The sequence below is a fragment of the Thalassospira mesophila genome (genome assembly GCF_002115755.1).
GTDB classification, from domain to species: Bacteria; Pseudomonadota; Alphaproteobacteria; order Rhodospirillales; family Thalassospiraceae; genus Thalassospira; species Thalassospira mesophila.
Map to the genome: position 1 here is coordinate 390,279 of NZ_JFKA01000001.1, position 20,368 is coordinate 410,646.

Annotated in this window: 16 protein-coding genes and 1 pseudogene; 6 read left to right on the forward strand and 11 right to left on the reverse strand. The window is 55.3% G+C overall.

The annotated features are described in order from the left end of the window. Nucleotides 1–52 precede the first annotated feature (52 nt). From TMES_RS01835 to TMES_RS01875, 9 genes are all read right to left on the reverse strand, one after another. A complete protein-coding gene (locus tag TMES_RS01835; RefSeq protein ID WP_085578871.1) occupies nt 53–1,837 on the reverse strand; it encodes an acyl-CoA dehydrogenase C-terminal domain-containing protein in 1,785 nt (594 codons plus the stop codon). Between the two features lie 11 nt (nt 1,838–1,848). Further along, the gene (locus TMES_RS01840) at nt 1,849–4,173 is read right to left on the reverse strand and encodes a 3-hydroxyacyl-CoA dehydrogenase/enoyl-CoA hydratase family protein (protein WP_085578873.1); all 2,325 of its coding nucleotides are present in this window, start codon (nt 4,171–4,173) and stop codon (nt 1,849–1,851) included. Further along, complete coding sequence (locus TMES_RS01845; protein WP_085578875.1) at nt 4,173–5,309, reverse strand: thiolase family protein; 1,137 nt, start codon at nt 5,307–5,309, stop codon at nt 4,173–4,175. The genes TMES_RS01840 and TMES_RS01845 overlap by 1 nt, the downstream gene beginning before the upstream one ends. Before the next feature lie 44 nt (nt 5,310–5,353). Further along, nucleotides 5,354–5,761, reverse strand: a complete 408-nt coding sequence (locus TMES_RS01850; protein ID WP_085578877.1) for a MerR family transcriptional regulator — start codon at nt 5,759–5,761, stop codon at nt 5,354–5,356. 103 nt (nt 5,762–5,864) lie between these two features. Beyond that, nucleotides 5,865–7,559: a long-chain-fatty-acid--CoA ligase gene (locus TMES_RS01855; protein ID WP_085579784.1), complete on the reverse strand. Its 1,695-nt coding sequence runs from the start codon at nt 7,557–7,559 to the stop codon at nt 5,865–5,867. Nucleotides 7,560–7,655: 96 nt separating this feature from the next. Further along, nucleotides 7,656–8,969 (reverse strand): OmpP1/FadL family transporter, encoded by a 1,314-nt coding sequence (locus TMES_RS01860; protein WP_085578879.1) that lies wholly within the window; start codon nt 8,967–8,969, stop codon nt 7,656–7,658. A 68-nt stretch (nt 8,970–9,037) separates the two neighbouring features. Further along, nucleotides 9,038–9,691, reverse strand: a complete 654-nt coding sequence (locus TMES_RS01865; protein ID WP_085578881.1) for a DUF6134 family protein — start codon at nt 9,689–9,691, stop codon at nt 9,038–9,040. Nucleotides 9,692–9,729: 38 nt separating this feature from the next. Further along, nucleotides 9,730–10,029 (reverse strand): SCP2 sterol-binding domain-containing protein, encoded by a 300-nt coding sequence (locus TMES_RS01870; RefSeq protein WP_085578883.1) that lies wholly within the window; start codon nt 10,027–10,029, stop codon nt 9,730–9,732. A gap of 214 nt (nt 10,030–10,243) precedes the next feature. Then, nucleotides 10,244–10,888, reverse strand: coding sequence for an RT0821/Lpp0805 family surface protein (locus TMES_RS01875; protein WP_085578885.1), 645 nt, complete (start codon nt 10,886–10,888; stop codon nt 10,244–10,246). 417 nt (nt 10,889–11,305) lie between these two features. Here TMES_RS01875 and TMES_RS01880 point away from each other — a divergent pair, with 417 nt between their 5' ends. From TMES_RS01880 to TMES_RS01905, 6 genes and pseudogenes are all read left to right on the forward strand, one after another. After that, nucleotides 11,306–11,959, forward strand: a complete 654-nt coding sequence (locus tag TMES_RS01880) for a LysE family translocator (protein ID WP_085578887.1) — start codon at nt 11,306–11,308, stop codon at nt 11,957–11,959. A gap of 87 nt (nt 11,960–12,046) precedes the next feature. Continuing rightward, a complete protein-coding gene (locus tag TMES_RS01885; RefSeq protein WP_085578889.1) occupies nt 12,047–13,273 on the forward strand; it encodes a CynX/NimT family MFS transporter in 1,227 nt (408 codons plus the stop codon). Between the two features lie 298 nt (nt 13,274–13,571). After that, nucleotides 13,572–14,630, forward strand: a complete 1,059-nt coding sequence (locus tag TMES_RS01890; RefSeq protein ID WP_085579786.1) for a hemin-degrading factor — start codon at nt 13,572–13,574, stop codon at nt 14,628–14,630. Nucleotides 14,631–14,634: 4 nt separating this feature from the next. Beyond that, nucleotides 14,635–15,513, forward strand: coding sequence for a heme/hemin ABC transporter substrate-binding protein (locus TMES_RS01895; RefSeq protein ID WP_158091171.1), 879 nt, complete (start codon nt 14,635–14,637; stop codon nt 15,511–15,513). A 128-nt stretch (nt 15,514–15,641) separates the two neighbouring features. Further along, the gene (locus TMES_RS01900; RefSeq protein ID WP_245835163.1) at nt 15,642–16,655 is read left to right on the forward strand and encodes a FecCD family ABC transporter permease; all 1,014 of its coding nucleotides are present in this window, start codon (nt 15,642–15,644) and stop codon (nt 16,653–16,655) included. Nucleotides 16,656–16,684: 29 nt separating this feature from the next. Continuing rightward, nucleotides 16,685–17,467: pseudogene (locus TMES_RS01905) on the forward strand (heme ABC transporter ATP-binding protein); the annotation flags it as partial. A 3-nt stretch (nt 17,468–17,470) separates the two neighbouring features. On the opposite strand, the gene TMES_RS01910 reads toward TMES_RS01905, so the two are convergent. Beyond that, the gene (locus tag TMES_RS01910) at nt 17,471–19,186 is read right to left on the reverse strand and encodes a methyl-accepting chemotaxis protein (protein WP_085578897.1); all 1,716 of its coding nucleotides are present in this window, start codon (nt 19,184–19,186) and stop codon (nt 17,471–17,473) included. Between the two features lie 113 nt (nt 19,187–19,299). After that, nucleotides 19,300–20,262 (reverse strand): transcriptional regulator GcvA, encoded by a 963-nt coding sequence (gene gcvA / locus TMES_RS01915; RefSeq protein WP_085578899.1) that lies wholly within the window; start codon nt 20,260–20,262, stop codon nt 19,300–19,302. Nucleotides 20,263–20,368 lie beyond the last annotated feature (106 nt).

A 20,368-nucleotide genomic window follows, 5' to 3' on the forward strand; every position in this document is an offset into this window, starting at 1 on the left:
AATTTTTCAATATTTCGCGGGTTTAAAGGTAGGTTGCGAACCCGAAATAAAACTAGAACGCGTCTTCGTCCATCGCCATCATGGTTTTGGAACCGGCCATGATCGCGGAAAAAAGTGCGCCCGATTGCGGCAGGATGCGTTCCATATAAAACTGCGCTGTGATCAGTTTGGCTTTATAGAAACCATCATCGTCATCATCCTGTTTTTTAAGGGCTATTTCGGCCATACGCGCCCACATGAAACCAACGGCGACCAACCCGAACAACCGCAGATATTCGGTTGCGGCAGCCCCGGCTTCGTCGGGGTTTTTCATGCCGCGCTGGGCAATTTCAGCGGTGGCCTGTTGCAGGCGCATAAAGGCCTTTGCCAGCGGTTGCACAAAATCGCCCAATCCGTCGTCATTGACATGGGTTTCGATATAGTCCTGCACCGGGTGGAAAAACCGGCGCAAATACCGCCCGGCCTTGGCCCCCATTTTACGACCCACCAGGTCCAGCGCCTGAATGCCGTTTGTGCCTTCGTAAATCTGGGCGATGCGGGCATCGCGGACATATTGTTCCATGCCCCATTCACGGATATAGCCATGCCCGCCAAATACCTGCATACCGATATTGGTGGTTTCAAACCCCCAGTCGGTAAACAGGGCTTTGACGATAGGCGTCATCAATTGCACAAATTCGTCGGCTTCTTCGCGGGTTTGGGCATTTTCGTGATATTTCATGGTGTCAAGCGCACGTGCCACCCAGATGCCCATCGCGCGTGAGCCTTCATTATAGGCGCGCTGGGTGAGCAACATGCGCCGCACATCGGGATGTACCAGCAGGCTGTCGGCTTCCTTGTTTGGCGATTTCGGCCCGGTCAGGGCACGGCCCTGCAATCGATCACGGGCATAGGCGGCAGCCCCCTGATAGGCGGCCTCGCCAAGGCCAAGCCCCTGAATACCAACCGAAAGCCGTTCCTGGTTCATCATGGTAAACATGGCGGGCATGCCCTGATGCGGTTCGCCCACCAGCCAGCCAGTGGCGCCATCAAAGTTCATGACACAGGTGGATGATGCCTTGATGCCCATTTTATGTTCGATCGAACCGCATTTAACGCTGTTGCGATCACCCAGGCTGCCATCGTCATGGACCATGAATTTCGGCACCACAAACAGGCTGATGCCTTTGGTGCCCTTGGGTGCATCGGGCAGTTTGGCCAGCACCAGATGAATGATGTTTTCGGTTAAGTCATGTTCACCGGCGGATATGAAAATTTTGGTGCCGGTAATGGCATAACTGCCATCATCGCGCGGTTCGGCCTTGCTGCGGATAATGCCCAGATCGGTGCCGCAATGTGGTTCGGTCAGGCACATGGTGCCCGACCATGTACCCGCCACCATTTTGGGCAGGTATTTGTCTTTCAGCGCGTCCGATGCGTGGCTGTGCAGGGCGGCATAGGCCCCAAATGACAGCCCGGGATACATGCCAAAGGAAAGGTTGGTCGAACAGGTCATTTCCTCGACCAGCGCATTCAGGGTTTTGGGCGCGCCTTGTCCGCCATAAACGGGGTCGCAGGCAATGCCGGTCCAGCCGCCTTCGGCAAAGGTTTTATAGGCTTCCTTAAAACCTTTCGGTGTCGTAACAACACCGTCATTCCAGGTGCAGCCTTCTTCATCGCCACTGCGATTGAGCGGTTGCAGGACTTCTTCGCAAACCTTGGCGGCTTCTTCCAAAACGGCATCAACCACATCGGGGGTGAAATCCTCGCAACCGGGAAGCTGGTTGATGTCGTTGAAATCAAACAGTTCGGTCAGGACGAAACGCATATCGCGCAGGGGTGCTTTAAATTCAGCCATTTTTCTGTCCTTTAATTCCGCAGCGGTTTGCCGGTCAGCAGCATGGTTTCAATGCGCGCCAGCGTGCCGGGGTTGCGGGCCAGACGCATAAAGCTGTCACGTTCAAGTTCCAGCATGTCGTCCTCGGAAAGTTCGGTGGTAATATCGGTGTCGCCCCCAGAGAGAACCTTTGCCAGTTCACCGGCCACCACCCGGTCATAATCGGTGGCTTTGCCCAGACGGTAAAAACTGTCGACCGCCATTTCAAAAGCGACACGGGCACTTTCACCGGGCAGGCGATAGGTCATTTCTTCGGGCGGTTCATAGCCTTCCACCATCGCCAGAGCCCGTTTTTTGGCATCAAACAGCAACCGGTTGCGGTTCATGGTGATGCCGTCATCGGGACGCAGAAACAGGCTTTCCTTGGCTTCATAGGCCGATTTGGCAACAGTGGCGACGCTGATAATTTCAAATGCCTTAGCACTGGCGGCCATTGGTCCCTTGGGGAATTTGGGGTTTTCGGCCCAGCGGCGGATCATTTCCTTGCAGCCACCCCAGGCGGGCACCAGTCCGACACCGGGTTCAACCAGCCCGATATAGGTTTCGCCGTGCGCCTGAACCGCATCGGAATGCAAAACAATTTCGCAGCCACCGCCCAATGCCAGCCCGCTAGGTGCGGCCACAACAGGGAAGGGCGCATATGTCAGCGCCTTGTAGGTTGATTGGCCGGTTTCAACCAGATTTTCAATTTCCGGCCACACCGCAATATTGGCGGCAAACAGGGCCAAACCCAGATTGGCCCCGGCCGAAAAATTGCTGCCCTCGTTATAAATAACCAGCGCCTTGTATTGCTTTTTCACGGTACGAATGGCGGATTTGATAATCGCCATCACATCGCCGTCCAGCGCATTCATTTTGGTATGAAATTCCAGGCAAACCGCACCGTCGCCAATATCCCACAGCGATGCCGACCGATTGCCTAAAATACGGTCCGATTTGCGTTTGATGTCTTCTAACAACAACACGCCATCGGGGCGGGTGATGGCCTGATAGGTGCCATCGAATGCCAGGTAATGCAGGGTACCGTCTTCGACCTTGTAAAAACTTTTGCCAGCCGCGCGTTCAAGAAGCGGCGGCACAGCGATACCGTCTTCTTTCAGCATCGCAATCAGGGCATCGACGCCAATTTCGTCGATCAGCTCAAACGGGCCGGTTTTCCAGTTATAGCCCAGCTTCAGGGCGTCATCGACATCGACAATGTTGTTGGCGGCTTCTTGTGCAATAAAGGCGGCATAGGCTAGGGTCTTTGCCATAACGGCCCGGCCATATTTGCCGCCCTTATCCGGGCTTTGCATTAGGATACGCGGGTCCTTGCCCGCTGCCTTTACACTTTCCAGTCGGGCTTTTTCCGATTTGGCAAATTCACCGGTTTGCAAATTGACCGATTCTTTAACCTTGCCGCCGTTTTCGCGGTTCAGGCGGTAAAACCCGCCTTTGCCCTTGCGACCGGTATAGCCATCGGCAATCAGCTTTGAGACCAGATCAGATTCGCGGTAGATGGCATGAAACGGGTCCGACTTGGGAAGGGCGCCCGCCATGCTGGACTGCACATGCGGCATTAAATCCAGCCCGACCAGATCCATTAAGCCAAACACTCCGGTTTTGGGAATGCCAAACGGGCGGCCAATGACGCTGTCGGCTTCTTCAACGGTCAGGTTGCGGTCCATGGCCTCGACCATTGCGGCCTGAATCCAGTAAACGCCAAGGCGGTTGGCGATGAAACCCGGTTTGTCGTGGCACACCACACAGGTTTTACCCAGTTTTTGATCGGCAAAGGCGGCAACCATATCCACCACGCCATCATTGGTGGCGCCGTTGCTAACCAGTTCCAGCAGCCGCATATAGCGCGGCGGATTGAAAAAATGGGTGATGATGAAATCACCCGCAAAGGCATCGGGCATGCCCTCGATCAAGGTGGCAAGTGGAATGGTTGATGTGTTTGATGACACAACCGAACCGGCTTTGCGCACTTCATCAATCTTGCGATAGAGATTTTGTTTGATATCAAGGCGTTCAATCACGGCCTCGATAATCCAGTCGCATTTGCCCAATTTTGCCATATCGTCTTCGATATTGCCGCATGTGATGAGAGTTGCCGCCCGTTTGTTCATAAACGGAGCCGGGTCAGTTTTCAGCATTTTTGCCACCGCACCCTCGGCCACCGCATTGCGGTTTTTGGCCCCTTCCGGCACGATGTCCAGCAGCAAAACCGGCGTTCCTGAATTGGCGATATGGGCGGCGATGGACGCCCCCATAACACCAGCGCCAATAACGGCGACCTGTTTGATTTCAGCCATTATAGTGCCTCCAGAACCGTCGCGATTCCCTGTCCGCCGCCAATGCATTGCGATGCCAGGGCGTATTTAGCCCCTTCGCGTTGCATCAGGCTGGCCGCCTTGCCGACGATACGTGCGCCAGTCGCACCCAGCGGATGGCCAATGGCAATCGCCCCGCCATCGATATTAACGGTTTTCGGGTCCAGCCCCAGTTCGGAAATCGATGCCATCGCTTGCGATGAAAAGGCTTCGTTAAGTTCGACAACGCCAAGGTCGGCCGCGGTAATGCCGGCGCGTTTGAGGGCTTTTTGGCTGGCACCAACCGGGCCAATGCCCATAATTTCGGGCAGGCAGCCATTCACCGCGACAGATTTGATCCGTGCCAGCGGGGTGAGGCCATTGGCCTTGGCGAATTCCTCGGAGCAAACCAGAACCGCCGATGCGCCATCGGTTAGGGGCGAGGACGTACCAGCGGTAACAACACCATCGGCGCGAAAGGCGGGTTTTAAATCAGCCAGCCCTTCGGGGGTGGTTTCGCCGCGAATGCAGCCATCCTGGTCAATAATGCCGTCGGGGCCTGTAATCGGGATAATTTCGTCGTTGAACTTGCCCGCCTTTTGGGCCGCAGCCGCCCGTTTATGGCTTTCAACCGCAAAGGCTTCCTGATCGGCGCGCGACAGGTTCCATTTTTTGGCAACATTTTCGGCGGTATCGCCCATGCCGATATAGGCTTCGGGCATTTCTTTATACAGGGCCGGGTTGGGCATGGGGTTAAAGCCCATCATTGGCACCCGGCTCATGCTTTCGATCCCGGCGCAAATAAAACAATCACCTGCGCCAATGGCAATGGCCCCGGCGGCCTGATGGATCGATTGCATCGAGGACCCGCAGAACCGGTTAACCGTTACCCCGCCAACCGATCGTGGCAACCCGGCCAGAAACGTGACCAGACGGGCGACGTTGAGCCCCTGTTCCCCTTCGGGAAAGGCGCAGCCCAAAATAAGGTCTTCGATGGCGTTGGGGTCAATCCCCGAGCGGTCCACCAGCGCCTTGACCACCTGGGCGGCCAGATCATCGGGACGAACCTTTGCCAGGGCACCCTTGCGCGCCGGGGTGAAAGGGGACCGGACATAGCCGGCGATTACAGCATTGGTCATAGCGGATCTTCCTTCCTGAGCTTCTCTGCGATGCCGGTGCGGGTTTATTCCGTATCCGGATCGAGTCCTTTTTCTTTAAGTGCATCAATCGATTGCTGTTCGATATCGCGCAATTCATCAAGTGTGACATCCAGCGCCTGGCGCTGTTCGGCCAAATCTTTCATCCGTTTGCGAACCCGGCCCAGCAACATTCTGATTTGTCCGGCCTGGGTGGGGTCTGCGCCGTAAAGATCCAGATAATCTGCAATCTCGCTGAGGCTGAAACCCAGTCGCTTACCCCGCAAAATGATCAGTATTCTGGCCCGGTCTGATCGTGTATAGACCCGGGTGCTGCCCGCGCGTTGCGGGGAAACCAGCCCTTTTTGTTCGTAAAATCGAATGGTTCGCGGGGTGACGCCCAAATCCTTTGCCAGTTCGGGAACGGTATAGATCCGGTTGTCATGATCCGTCATTTTCTGACCCTATTGGTGCATTTTTTTATCTATACGTCAACAAGTTTACGTTAACGTCACATTGATTTTTCTTTTCTGTCATTTCGCCGTGTCGAATGGCCTGTCAGGGGCGTGCGGCGGTCTTTATGCGTTCTTCGTCGATCAGTTCTTTTTTCGACAATTTGCCAACCATGGTTTTGGGCAATTCGTCGCGCAATTCGATCTCGCGGGGCATTTCAATGCGCGAAATTTTGTCTTCCAAAAACAGCCGTAATGTTTCAGGGGTGACAGAACGCGGATCGGCATCGTCCTTTAATCGCACAAATGCCTTGGGGGCCTGCCCGCGATAGGAATCGGGAATACCGATGACGGTGACTTCGGCAATATCGGGATGCAGGTACAGGGCTTCTTCGATGGCGCGCGGATAAACGTTATATCCGCCGCACATAATAACGTCCTTCAGGCGGTCGACCAAAAACAGGTAGCCTTCGTGGTCGCGATAGCCAACATCGCCGGTGGCAAGCCAGCCGTCTTTCAAACAGGCGGCGGTTTCGTCGGGGTTTTGCCAGTAGCCGGTCATCACTTGTGGGCCGCGAACAAACAGTTCGCCTTTTTCGTCATCGGGCAGGACACGGCTTTTGTCGTCCAGCGATCGTATTTCAACCCCGGAGCCAGGCATGGGAATCCCGATCGAGCCTTCCTTGTTGGTGCCCAAAAGCGGGTTACAGGTGCAAACCGGGCTGGCTTCTGACAGGCCATAACCTTCAACCAGTTTGGCACCGGTCAGGTCTTCGAACTGGTGTTTAACCTCGACCGGCAGGGGGGCACCGCCCGAAATACAACAGCGAACCGATGAAAGATCGTATTTCACCGTTTCGTGGGAATTGTTAATCGCGGTGTAGATGGTGGGCACACCGGGGAAAATGGTGATTTTTTTACGGTCTAGCGCCTTTAGCAGGGCCTCAAGTTCAAACCGGGGTTGCAACACCAGCTCTGCGCCCAGATTAACCGAGGTGTTAAGTGCGACCGTCATGGCGAAAACATGGAAAAACGGCAAAACACACAGGGTTACTTCCTGCCCCGGCCGGGCATTGGGCATCCAGCGGGTAAGCTGTTCGACATTCGCACTTAGATTGGCGTGGGTCAGCATCGCACCCTTGGGGCGACCGGTGGTGCCGCCGGTATATTGCAAAACCGCCAGATCATCGGGCGTGGCCCCGCAGGCCTTTTGCAAGGGCGGGCAATTGGCAAGGCGCGAATAGGGAATATTGCGCAAATCATGGGGCACATCGGCCAGTTCGCTGCGTTTGAACAGCGAAAACAGAACGCTTTTAACGGCGGGTAAAATGTCGCTCATTTCGCAAACGACAATGCGCCGCAGGCTGGTTTCATCCAGACAGGCGGCGACCTTGGGATAAATTTGTTTCAGGTTCAGGGTGACCATGATCCGCACACCGGAATCATTGATCTGAAAGGCGATTTCACGTTTGGCATACAGCGGATTGAAATTGACCACCACACCGCCGCATTTCAATACGGCATAGTAACAAACCACGTAATACGGGGTATTGGGCAGGCAAAGCCCCACCTTGTCGCCTTTGCGCACGCCAAGCTGGTGAAACCCTTCGGCAACTTTGTCGATCTGTTCGGCGATGTCCTGATAATCGTAAATCCGGCCAAGAAAATCGATACAGGGCCGGTTGCCATAAAGCCGGGCCGCGTCATCAAAAATGTCATGGACCAGCCGGGGTTTAAGCGGTGTAACCATATCGACACCCGGGGCGGCGGAGGCGGCTTGTTGAATGTTCATTTGGATCATCCGCGTTAACTCCATTACGTTAACGTCACTTTCGGGGCAAAAAAACCCGGTACGGTGCGATCCATCAGGAAACGACCGTACCGGTATTATACAGGATCAGAACTGGAATTTCGCCTGTAGCGCGATAATGTCGACCTTTGATTCGTAGTTGCCGGTGAAAGAACCGACATTCGAGTCACTCAGGTTGACCTTGGCAGCGTGGGCAAAAATGTGGGTGTAACCAAGGCTGATATCGGCCCAGTCAGCCGCCTTGTAGGTTGTGCCCAAGGATACCCAGTACCGGTTCGAATCCGGGATACGAACGGAGCGATGCTCGTCTGAAATCGGGGTTTCGTCATAAGCAACACCGCCCCGGAAGGTCCAGTTTTCGTCGTAACGATATTTGGCACCAAGGGATGCAAACCACGAACTGCCCCAGTTATAAACATCCGCCGAGGAGGACTGACTGCCGGGGAAGTTAACGTTGGTGTCGCCGCCATAATTGAACTGCAAAACGTTGATTGAATTCCAGTTGGTCCACTGGCCATCCGCCATCACCGTCCATTTTTCGCCAACATCCTGGGCGATGCCAAAGGTGACATATTCAGGGGTTGTGACCTCGGCTGTTGCGGACTGATTGCGGTAACCCCCTGCCTGAGCGGCGGAATCAAATTTGATGTCGCCTTTAAGGTTATGGGTGATGTCAGAAACGTAGGACGCGCCAAGACGGGTGCCGGGCATAATTTCCCAGTTCATACCGGCGGTCCAGCCAGCGGCAAGGTCGTTACCGGTTACATCGCCGTTACCTTCGCCGGAGCCATAACCGACAGCTTTTGCCAATCGGGCATCCATATATTGCAGCTGAGCGCCAGCGCCGATCGATAATCCGTTATCGAAACGATATGCCAGAACCGGTTTGACGTTGGTGGTTTTAATAGACGATGTGGTGCCAAAAAAACGACCGGCAAAATCGCTTTCATAATCGGTGACAAGGCCCCAGGGGGATGTCAGCGAGATGCCAAAATTAAGCTGGTCGGTCAAGGTCCATACGGCATGGGCATTGGGCACAAACGCGTCTTGCCCCATGTCACCATAGGTGGCGTTTTGCACACCGCCCGCCAAGGGAGCGGTCGTTAGTGTGCCAGAGCTTGCGGTGCCGCTTTTGAGCTTAACATTTGGCATCACCAGACTGCCGCCGACGCTATAGGTTGAGTTTTTGATCTGCCCGACATTGCCGGGGTTAAAAAAGATTTGCGAGGCATCATCGCTTTGCGTTGCCATGCCCGCATAGGATGAACCTTGCAAACTGCCGCTAACTTCGCGGAGCTGAAAACCCGATGCATGTGCCGTGGTTGCAATGGCAAGGGAACCGAGCAAAGCGGCACCCGAAACGGCCGCACCAAGGCAGGCTTTGTTCAACGTCTTTGTCATTTGTTTCTCCCTAGAAACGATTTCGGTGCTGTTGCGCTTTTTGCGCCCGCATTTTTATTGGTCAGGCTTTATGGGGCATCGACCCTGATAAAATCGATGTCATAGCCCTTTTTCTTAAAGCTGGTTTTCAGCAATTTACCGTCTTTGCCGTACCAAAGGTCACGGGCAACATCCCCGGTCATCACATAGTGGGTTGCGGGAATATTGCGGTTATCGATGGTCAGGCTGGTATCAACGGTTTTTGCGACCGACACCGCATAGGGTGCCGCGTCGATAACACTGTATAGGCTTGTTTTGGCAGTAATATCTTCGCGCCACAGTGTCAGGGGCCAGGCCGCATTACATTCTTCACGGCGTGGAACACCTTTGCCGGCGACTTCGTAACAATCGCCTTCATATTCCGCCAGCCACGCATAGGGCGAACCATCATCGTCGGTTTCGGCTTTGACCGAAACCAGATGGTTATCCTTCCACGTTTCCGTGCGGTTATGATGATAGTGGAATTGTAAAAACAGGACCTGAACCGAGGTTTCGGTGGTGATATGTGCGATCTGGCCATCGGCCGTATCGGTCAGCACCACTTTTTCAAAACCAATCGGGTCGCCATCCTTGAAGACCTTGTAATTCAAGGTTTCATCGGCTTTGGCACCGTGCAGGCCGGTGTAAAATATCGCAAAAATAGCGCAAGCGGTTGCGACACCGCCCCAAAAAATACGTGACATAAGAGTTCCCCAACCCCGGTCGCAAAACAGAAAAATCGTCAGTTCAGCATGGAAGACAGCTTGGCTGCGATTCCCATCGAACCCTTTACCTTCAGCTTGCCCATTGTGAAGGCCAGCATCGGGTCGAGTTTTCCGGTGATCAGTTTTTGCAAATTGGCTTGGGAAATCTTTAAGATGCAATCGGCATCTGCGACATCATCATCGCTGATTTCCGGGCTGGGCCCGGTGGCGTCAACAACAATGCTGCCATCATCACCACAATCAAAGGCGATAACGGCGTTCAGGCCCCGCAATTGCGGTAATCTGGCTTCGACGGCTTCGAGGATGCTGTTATCCACGAAATCCTCCCTGGACGTTTGTTGATTTTGTTCTTGTCTTGTTGTTGCCGTAATGTAGCGCAAGGTGACGTAAAGGTAAACTGTTTTACTTCAAAGTCACTTCATTACTGTTAGGGCCTTGATTGTCCGGGAAAATTTCAACCTGAGGGCGCAATTTTATCCGGGACGCACGCGAGCTTGCGATGCGTACCGGTTGATTTTTGCTGTATCTTTTCTAGGAAAGGATGCGCCATGTGCCATCGGGCTGCAGGCAAGCCGTGCCATAGGTTTGCTGGCGTGTATCGCCAATTTTGACGGTGGCGTTATATTCGCGGCAATACTGGTTATTCTGATTCTGAAAGGTTTTTACCGGGGTAATCCCATATTGCTGGTTCGAGTCGGGGTTGGTCCAGACGGCGGTTTGGCCATCGGGCAGGCGGTCTAGCGCATAGCCGCCACAGGCCTGGTCGGTGGCATCCATGCCCGATCCAATGGCGTTGCCCGCCAGCAGGCCAAAAATGGCACCGCCAATGGTGGCCAGCAATCGGCCATCGCCCTTGCCGATGGTGGAACCCGCTGCCGCCCCGGCAACACCGCCAAGGATCGAACCGATCACGTCGCGGTTGCATTGCAAGATATTGCCATTGGGCAAAAACAGGTCGCCATAACCATCGGCACCAAAATCGTGCCCGTTATGGAAATCTGGGCCTTTTTTATGAAAATCAGGCCCTTTACCATGATGGTCACCCTGCCCGCCTTTGGCCCGATAACCGTGCGCGGGTGCCCAAGAAGGCGGGTCGGCCTGTGCCGGATTGGCAAGGAGGCCGCCAAGGCCGAGGACGAAAATTCCGATAGCGAAACGAAGTGGCTTGTGGGCCATTTTTTGGCTTTCCTTTTGGCGAGGCGGCGCACAGCACCTTGTATTTCACACCCGCTAATATTGCGTATCTGATTAAAAACCCGGTTAAATCACCCCGCCGGACCAACGCCGTAAACAGCCGCAAGATACATTGCCGGGCTATTTTAGGCAGTCTGTTGCGCCGGGCCGAAAAAAGGGGCGTGCGGCCTGACCGTGCGATTGTTCCGGTGCGCAAGGCACGTCGTAAGCCGGCAATTTGCCTTTCAGTTTAATCTGAGCAGGCTTTGTGCGCTAGATAGGGCGCAGTTGGGGCAAATTGTGGCGTTGTTGCTTGCCTATACGTCTGCAGGGCGTCATTTGCGTTGAAACCGTTTGCACAGGCAGATAGCCTTCTGGCACTTACACAAATCATTTAAAAAGAAGTGCCGGGGAAACGTTATGACTTTCACTGCGTGGCTGTCGGTTGCCACCATCTGTATTTTGGGGGCAATGACACCAGGGCCCAGTCTGGCGGTTGTGTTGCGCCATTCGGTCGGGCAATCGCGCCAGGCCGGTTTTGCCTGTGCGCTGGCGCATGGGGCCGGTATTGGGTTTTATGCTGTCATTACGATGGCTGGCCTGGGCGTGTTGTTTCAAACCGTGCCGGTTTTTCGCGAAGCGGTCAGTATTCTGGGCGCGCTCTATCTGGCGTGGCTGGCAATAAAGGCATGGCGCGGGGCGGGAAGTGCCGCACGTTTCCAAAACGACAATCACGCCGGCGCGATAGCCGATACCTTGGGCCATGCGGCGCGTGATGGCTTTATGATTGCGTTTTTAAACCCCAAAATCGCCTTGTTTTTTCTGGCTTTGTTTAGCCAGTTTGTTTCGGCTGATGCCAGTTGGACCTCTAAAATATGGCTGGCTCTGACGGCGGCAGGCATTGATTGTGCGTGGTATTGCCTGGTGGCGATCGGTTTTTCGCACGGGGCGGTTCTGCCATGGCTGCGACGCAATTCCGGCATTATCGAACGGCTGATTGCGGTGCTGTTTCTGGTTATTGCCGCACGGGTTTTGTGGGGGATTGTGCCGGGCCTGACTGGCGTTGGTGCCTAGATCGGCGCAACCAGCCCATGTTTCCTGTTATCCTGATTAAAATTTCGGGGCGCATTACATCGCCCTGTTTAACGGACAGTATTTTCCATGTCTGAAACCAAATCGCCTGCTTCGAACCGGATCGCGTCAGACCCGGCTGAACGCGGTTTTCGCAGTCTTGTTCCCCATCTTGGGTTTTTGGCAGCCTTGCTGTTGCTGGCATTTAACATGCGCGGCAGCATCGTGGCGATGGGGCCGCTGGCCGAAAGCGTTGGTCTTGATTTGCAGTTATCAGGGGTGCAGTTAGGGCTGCTCACCACCATTCCTGTGCTTTGTTTCGGTATGTTATCAATATTTGCGCCGCGTTTGGGGCAACGTTTTGGCCTTGAGGCGACGCTGGTTGCAATGTTGGCACTGGTGGCCGTTGGGCAAGGATTACGTGCCAGCGGGCAATATGGCGTGATGGTGATTGGTACCCTTGTGCTAGGTGCCGCCATTGCCGTGATGAATGTGCTTACCCCGTCGCTGGTGCGGCGCAGTTTTCCGGGCAAGGTCGCGCTGATTACCGCCCTTTACACCTTTGTGATGTCCAGCGGTGCCACGATTGCCGCGTTTAGCGCGGTGCCGTTGCGCAACAGCATGGCGGGTGACTGGCGTTATGCGCTGGGTATTTGGGCGGTTGTGGCGGCAATTGGCTGTATTTGCTGGTTGCCGATGTTGCGCTATCATCATCATGCGCAAGGCGCACCGGCGCGCATATCGTTGTGGCGCAATGGCGAGGCCTGGTGGCTGAGCCTGTTTTTTGGCTGCCAGTCGATGGTATTTTATACCGGCACGGCATGGGTTGCGAAAATCTTCCTTGATTCCGGCATGTCAGATGCCGAGGCCGGAACGTTGCTGACGGTCTTTAATGTGTTTGGCATTCCGGCGGCATTTTTGGCCCCGCTGATTTATTCGGCCATTCCCCATAAAAAACTGGCGATGATTGTTTTGCATCTGCCGTTATTCATTGGCATTCCCGGGTTTGTTTTTGCCACCACCGACATGCCCTATCTGTGGGCGATGTGCATGGGGCTGGGCCAGGGCGCCATGATCAGCATTGCCTTGACACTGATAGGTTTGCGCGGGGCGGACCCGCAAACATCTGCCAAACTGTCGGGCATGTGCCAGTCTTTGGGGTATTTGCTGGCGGCAACCGGGCCGGTCCTGTTTGGGGCGCTGCATGACTTTTCGCACAGCTGGCAGATACCACTGTTTATTTTGTTTGCGGTGGTGGTGGTGCAATTTGTTGCCGGTTTGAGGGCCGGGTCGCCTGACAAGATTGTGTCGCGATAATGCCAAACCTTCCCAGCGTTCAACACCCCGATGGTTCAGCCGCGGGGTGTTTTGTTTTGCCCGGAACAAATCGGCGCGTGGGCAAAAATGACGGGGCATCGGTGTTTATCGTTGTTCCAGGCTGCTGCCATCAGCGCGATGCCTTTCCTTTTACGGGCTCCTGTGGTCATACTGGCTGTTGTTAATAATAATAATCGTTATTAATAAAATAAGTTTCAGAAATCAGACGGGCTGGTTCGTCATGGGTTCAGGCGGTTTTGCCGTATGAGACATGTATCATGGCCAGGAAAGTGACGAAATGACACCAAATTCAACCGACATTGTTAATGCCTGGAACGGCTTTGCGACCGGAACCGCCAAAGGATATGCCGTTGATATTGCAAAGCAGTTGGGCGTCAGTGAAGGCGAACTGGTCGCGGCGGGATGTGGCAGCACCGTTACCCGGATCGATGCTAATTGGGGTGATGTGATCTCGCGTCTCGAAGAACTGGGTGAGGTGATGGTGTTAACCCGTAACCCCAGCGTTGTGCATGAAAAAACCGGTACATTTGGCGCGGTTAGCATTCAGGGTGACATGGGGCTGGTTTTAAACGGTGACGTTGATTTACGCCTGTTTTTGGGCCATTGGGGCTTTGGTTTTGCGGTTGAAGCACGCGGGCGGCGCAGTTTGCAGTTTTTTGGCCACGATGGTACCGCGATCCACAAAGTTTTCCTGACCGATCACTCCAGCAGTGCGGGTTTTGACGCGCTGGTGACGGATTTTCGCGCAGCCGACCAAACAGCGCAGATATCGGTTTTGCCACCCTTGCCCACGCCAGTGACGCAGGTGGATGAAAAGGTCGATGTTGAAAACTGGCGCGCCCATTGGCGCAACATGACCGATGTGCATCAGTTTCACGGCTTGCTGAACGATTTTAACCTTGGCCGCCATCAGGGATTGCGGCTGGCCGGGCCGGAATTTGCCGAGCCACTGGACCCGGCGACATTCCAACGCCTGCTGGAAGATACCAGCGCCAGCGCCTTGCCAATCATGGTGTTTGTCGGCAATGCGGGTGCCATTCAAATTCATACCGGGCCAATCAACACCATTCGGGTGATGGAGAACTGGGTGAATGTGATGGATCCGCGCTTTACCCTGCATTTACGGACCGACCATCTGGCTGAAATGTGGCTGGTGCGCAAGCCGATCCGCGAAGGTGTTATCACCACGATCGAGCTTTATGATGCCGACCAAAACAACTTTGCCATCCTGTGTGGGCAACGCGCGCCCAAAGAAGCTGAAAGCCCGGCATGGCAAAAACTGGCCGAGGGGATGCCCCGCCTTGCACACCCGCAATCAACCCCGGCGGGGGCGTAATAATATGCGATTTTATGTGATGCTTTTTGCCGCGATTGTCGGCTTTATCGGCCTGTGTTTTCCGGCCTTTGCCGCCGATATGCCACAGCGCGTGGTTACGGTTGGCGCACCGGCGACTGAAATTGTATTTGCTCTTGGCGCGGGCGACGCGGTTATTGCCACCGACACCACCAGCACCTGGCCCGAACAGGTTAAAACCCTGCCCAAGGTTGGCTATATGCGCAATCTGGCGGCAGAAGGTATCATCAGCCTGAACCCTGATTTGATTATTGCGGTGGCCGAAAGCGGCCCGACGCCGGTTCTCGATAATCTGCGTGCCCTTGGTATTCCTGTTACTGTTTTGCCGTCGCTTAGCGCGCTTGAAAACCTGCCCAATGCCATTTCGGTGGCGGCAACGGCGTTGGGTCGCAACGATCAGGAGCAGGCATTAACAGGCCAGGTTAAAGCCGATATTGCTGCGATCCATGATATGGCGGCGCATCATGCCAATGCGCGCCGATCAGCCCGAAAGAAGATCGTGTTTTTGATGTCGGTCGGGCATGGTCAGCCCTTGTCAGCCGGGGCACATACAACGGCCAATGAAATTATCGAATTGATTGGTGGTGAAAACCCGATGGCGGGCTATGACGGCTTTAAACCTGTATCGCCTGAAATTATTGCCACCGATGATGCCGATTATGTGTTGGTCATGTCTTCAACGCTGGCGCAGCTTGGCGGCCTTGCCGGGGTGCAGGCCGACCCGGTTTTGGGCCTGCATAAGGCGGTGGCAGCGAGGCATGTGCTAACGGTTTCCGCCTCGACCATTTTGGGGTTTGGTCCCCGGTCTGTCGGTGAAATTCGCGATCTTGCGGCGCAAATTCATCGCGACGAAGCCGGGAAATGACTTTGCGCATACGCCAACCCGGGGGCGGACCGCTGAACTGGGCACGAGAACAGGTGTACCGGGTCCTGTGTGCTTTGCATATCAGGGGGCACGGGCAGGGCGCGGTTAACCGTAAGGCCCTGTCCTTGTTGGCATTGCTCACCATATTGTTGCTTGCCGTGGTGATCTCGCTTGGTGTGGGTGGGGCGGAAATTGGCGCGGTAAAAGTATTATGGCATTTGGCGTATAAAATTGGCCTTGCCGCAGGCGGGGTGGATGATTTTAGCGCGCGTGTTTTAGATAGCCTGCGATTGCCGCGCATTTTACGCGCCATTGTCATTGGGGCAACCTTGGGGGTGGCCGGAACGGTGATGCAAAGCCTGTTTCGCAACCCGATAGCCGACCCCGGCATTATTGGCGTGTCGGCCAGTGCGGCGTGCGGGGCCGTTGCGATGATTGTGTGCGGGCATATCATTTTAGGCAGCCATTATGTGGCGTTTGGCCCCTATGGGGTGCCCGTGGCGGCCTTTTTAGGCGCGGGGCTGGCGACGTTTGTGATCCGGGTTTTATCGCGCCAGGACGGCCATACCGATGCCGCGATTATGTTGCTGATCGGGGTGGCGATTAACGCCATTGCCATTGCCGGGGTGGGGATTTTCACCTATCTGGCCGACGATGCCCAGTTGCGCAGCCTGACATTTTGGCAAATGGGGGCGTTATCGGGCAATGGCCCGGCCGATGTGCCTGCCCTTGTGGTGATGGCCGCCGGGGTGGCATATTTGCTTACCCTTGGCACGCCCCTGAACCTGTTTTTGCTGGGCGAGGCCGAAGCCCGCCATTTGGGGCTGGAGGTTGAGGCCTTAAAACGCCGGGCGACCATTATGACCGCCCTTGTTGTTGGTGCGGCGGTGGCGGTTTCGGGGATTATCGGGTTTGTCGGGTTGCTGGCCCCGCATCTGGTGCGGCTGGTATGCGGGCCGGATAACAAAATTGTACTTCCGGCGTCGGCTTTATGCGGGGCGATTTTGCTGGTCGGGGCCGATGCCGTGGCCCGGGTGATTGTGTTGCCCGCCGAATTGCCAATAGGGCTGGTGACCGGAATATTGGGCGGGCCGTTCTTTTTGGGGCTGTTGATGCGCGAAAAGAAAAGGCGGCGGATATGACCCTGTGTGCGCAAAACGTGCGTTTTGAGGTGCGGGGGAGGGCCTTGCTCGATGATGTGTCGATAACCCTTCATCCCGGCGAGGTTTTGGCGGTTTTAGGCCCCAACGGGGCGGGTAAATCGACCTTATTAAAGGTTCTGGCGGGCGAACTGGCCCCGGCCGGTGGGCGCGTCACTCAAAACGGGGTTGATATTGGCCATGTGCCCGCCCTTGTGTTGGCACAAAACCGGGCGGTGATGCCACAGGCGGCGGCTATGGCGTTTCCCTTTATCGTGCGCGATGTGGTGATGCTGGGCCGGGCACCATTTCGCAAAATTTCGTCGCGTCACATCGACCGCGATCTGGTGGAAAAAGCCATTTTATTGGCCGATATCGGGCATTTGGCGGATCATGCCTATCCGGCCCTCTCTGGTGGGGAAAAACAAAGGGTGCATCTGGCGCGCGCCTTGGTGCAGCTTTGGGGGATGCCAAACAACACCACCAGCCAATCGGCGCGGTTTTTGTTGCTTGATGAACCGACAGCCGGGCTGGATATCGGCCATCAGCAGGGGTTGCTGGCGATTGCGCGCCGCGAGGCAGAGGACCATAAAACCGGTGTTCTTATGATCTTGCATGATTTCAACCAGGTCAGTGGCTATGCTGACCGGGTGGTGGTTCTACGCCAGGGAAAAGTTGTCGCCCAAGGCCCCACAGACCAGGTGATGCGCCCCGATTTGCTTAGTGATGTGTTTGAAAGCCCGATCCGGGCGATTGCGGACCCCGATGGTGCCCGCGATATTCTGGTTAGCAGCAATGCGCCGGTTAGCCGTTAACGCTCAGTGCTGGGTAATAGACCGGGCTTCGGCGGCAAGCTGTCCCAGTTTGTCAAGCAGGTCGCGGGTGGCGGTTTCCATGCGGGCAAAGTGTGCTTGCGCGGTTGCCATGTCCTTTTTGCGCCAGGCAGCAAGGGCGGCAGCGCCTTCGTCATGCTGGGTCTGGTGCGGGGCGCGGATGGCCTTATAGGCGCTCAGGTGGCGGAAGGGCTCGGATGCCGGGCCGTCATACCATTTGCCAAAGCGGCAGGTGGCGGGTTTGCTCATGGCCGGGTCATGTTCGCTGGCAAGACCGGCCAGAATTTCGGCGATTTGTTTGCAATAAACCGAATGATCGGCCTTCGCGCTGCGAATGGTACGGTTGGGAATTTCATATTGCACCAGTTCGCTGATTTGCACGTCGATCAGCTTTTCCACATTGCCAATCACGTCAATGATCGTGCGAATGGCACTGACCTGATCACCGGTTTGGCTGGCAATTTCGGCAATGCCACTTTGCACCGCATCGGCCGATCGGGTTTGTTCGGCCAGAATGTGGGAAATGTCTTCGATCCGACGGGTCGAATCGCCCATTTTCACGCCGATATCCTCGATCCGGGTTGAAACCTCGCCAATCACTTGCTGGCCGTTGGTTACCGCCTGTGTGCCGCGTGCCATGGCCTCGACAATGTTGCGCATTTCTTCCTGCAAATTGCCAATACGCTGGCGAATTTCCTCGGTCGCGCGCGCTGTTTGCTGGCTTAGCGATTTTACCTCGCCCGCGACCACGGCAAACCCTTTGCCCGCTTCGCCGGCGCGGGCGGCTTCGATGGTGGCATTTAAGGCCAAAAGGTTGGTCTGACTCGCGATATCTTCAATCGATTGCACAATTTCGCCAATCCGTTCCGATGCTTCGGCCAAAATGCCGACCCGTTCGGCGGCATCGGAAACAGCGGTGGCAATGTCGTCCATCCCGGCAACGGCGTCTGATACGGTTTGTTGGCCATTGCGGGTGGCTTCAATGGCTTCGGCGGCGTTGGCGGCCGCAAAGCTGCTGTTTTCATTAATGCTGTTAATGCCAGCGACCATTTCATCAACCGCGCTGGAAATGGAGCGTGCCCGATCATCGACCTGTTGCAGGCCGCCCATCATTTTGGCGTTGGAAATAACCCCTTCATTGATCGCAACTGACATATCCATGGTGCGGTCCATTAATTTGTCGGCAAATTCGGTTTCCGACAGGGCGTTTCGCGCTCTGCTTTGCCCGGCTGGTTTGCCGCCCGCCGCTTCATTCCCGGTTAGCAACAAATTCAGATCAAACATCAGGGCGGCATTGGCAAGGGTTACCAGCGCCCCTGCCTGGCCAACATTCCAGCGAAAGCGGCCAAAAATGGCACTGCTCAGCGATTGTTGCACATTGGACATGGCGAGGATGACGGTGGCGGGGGATATACCGGATTTGGCGTGTAAACCTGCCAGTTCGGCGGCCTGATCGCCTAGTTTGCGGTCAATTTTGCCGCTAAAAATCCGGGTCCAGTGGGTTTCAAGCAGCGAAACAAGCTTTTCACGTTGGGCATCATCGGTTTTTACGCCGGAATTATCAGCGATTATCTGATAAAACTGCTTTGCCCGTTGTCCCATCGGGGCAAAAACAACGTCTGACACGCGTTGAAATTTCACAAAGTCTTCAGTTTCGATCTGAAACTGATGCAGGTTGCTCTCCACGACCGACAAAGTCATTCCCCTTCACACTACCCCGATTGATCAATTTGCTGCCCGTCTTTGTTATCTATGTGCTTCGGGCTGAAAAAACATTAGGGGTGGGCGGGGGCTGGCGCAATCAAAAACGAAGTTCAAGCGCCTGTAAGTATCGGCCCATCATATTGATTTTCACCATTAACCCGGCTAACCCGGCCCACGGGACTATTGCCGCTGGCGGTTAATATCCAGTCACGAAAGGCGCGCACGGCGAAGGTGCTTTCCTTTTCTTCGGGGTAAACAACGTAATAGGCATGATGGCTGGGGATGCTCAGATCAAACGGGGCCAGAAGGCGGCCATTGTCCAGTTCCTCGCGCACCAGAAATTCCGGCATTAAGGCCAGTCCCAGCCCGGCAACGGCGGCCTGTATCACCATATGAAAATGCTCAAACCGGGGACCCGCCAGGTCATCAACGGCGGGTACACCGGCGGCTTTTAGCCAGTCCTGCCAGGCGGTGGGACGGGTGGCATGTTGCAAAAGCGTGCAATTGCGAATGCGGTCGCGCGCAATGGGTAAATCGTCGTTGTCTTTTAGCAGTTTGGGCGCACATACCGGGATCAGGGTTTCACCCATCAGGCGGTGAAAAACGCAGCCCGGCCAATTGGCCTCGCCAAAATGAATGGCGATATCAATTGCTTCCTCGGCAAAATCAAACGGGCGGATTTGCGTGATCAGGTTTAGCTGAATATCGGGCCAGGCGGCGCGAAAATCGCCCAGACGCGGTACCAGCCAGCGCGCGCCAAAGGTGGGCAGGGTGCCCACATTTAACATGCCGCCTTCGCCGCTATAGGCCATAACCTGCAAGGTGGCGGCTTCGGCGCGGTCCAAAAGGTCGCGCACCTGGGCGGCATAGGCATCGCCCGCAGGCGTAAGTTTAAGACGCTGGCGAATGCGACGAAACAGGTCCCGCCCCAGATATTCCTCTAACGATCTTACCTGGCGGCTGATCGCGCTTTGGGTCACGTTGAGCTCCTGTGCGGCCTTGGTAAAGCTCAGGTGTCGGGCCGATGCCTCGAAAAACTGAAGGGCGGTCAGGGACGGTAAAACGCGACGCATCGGCGGGAACTTCCATTGGCTAAGCTCATTCCAAAACGGAATGATATCGTGCCAATATATCGTTTGCTGCCCGCCGCGCCAAGGCCTAGCGTGTGAGCGGCCCGGA

Bases quoted from the DNA above. Each gene is read 5' to 3' on its own strand.
- TMES_RS01875 (WP_085578885.1), bottom strand. From the start codon at position 10,888: ATGGCCCACAAGCCACTTCGTTTCGCTATCGGAATTTTCGTCCTCGGC.
- TMES_RS01855 (WP_085579784.1), bottom strand. From the start codon at position 7,559: ATGATCCAAATGAACATTCAACAAGCCGCCTCCGCCGCCCCGGGTGTC.
- TMES_RS01880 (WP_085578887.1), top strand. From the start codon at position 11,306: ATGACTTTCACTGCGTGGCTGTCGGTTGCCACCATCTGTATTTTGGGG.
- TMES_RS01865 (WP_085578881.1), bottom strand. From the start codon at position 9,691: ATGTCACGTATTTTTTGGGGCGGTGTCGCAACCGCTTGCGCTATTTTT.
- TMES_RS01910 (WP_085578897.1), bottom strand. From the start codon at position 19,186: ATGACTTTGTCGGTCGTGGAGAGCAACCTGCATCAGTTTCAGATCGAA.
- TMES_RS01845 (WP_085578875.1), bottom strand. From the start codon at position 5,309: ATGACCAATGCTGTAATCGCCGGCTATGTCCGGTCCCCTTTCACCCCG.
- TMES_RS01835 (WP_085578871.1), bottom strand. From the start codon at position 1,837: ATGGCTGAATTTAAAGCACCCCTGCGCGATATGCGTTTCGTCCTGACC.
- TMES_RS01840 (WP_085578873.1), bottom strand. From the start codon at position 4,173: ATGGCTGAAATCAAACAGGTCGCCGTTATTGGCGCTGGTGTTATGGGG.
- TMES_RS01895 (WP_158091171.1), top strand. From the start codon at position 14,635: ATGCGATTTTATGTGATGCTTTTTGCCGCGATTGTCGGCTTTATCGGC.
- TMES_RS01885 (WP_085578889.1), top strand. From the start codon at position 12,047: ATGTCTGAAACCAAATCGCCTGCTTCGAACCGGATCGCGTCAGACCCG.
- TMES_RS01890 (WP_085579786.1), top strand. From the start codon at position 13,572: ATGACACCAAATTCAACCGACATTGTTAATGCCTGGAACGGCTTTGCG.
- TMES_RS01860 (WP_085578879.1), bottom strand. From the start codon at position 8,969: ATGACAAAGACGTTGAACAAAGCCTGCCTTGGTGCGGCCGTTTCGGGT.
- gcvA (WP_085578899.1), bottom strand. From the start codon at position 20,262: ATGCGTCGCGTTTTACCGTCCCTGACCGCCCTTCAGTTTTTCGAGGCA.
- TMES_RS01850 (WP_085578877.1), bottom strand. From the start codon at position 5,761: ATGACGGATCATGACAACCGGATCTATACCGTTCCCGAACTGGCAAAG.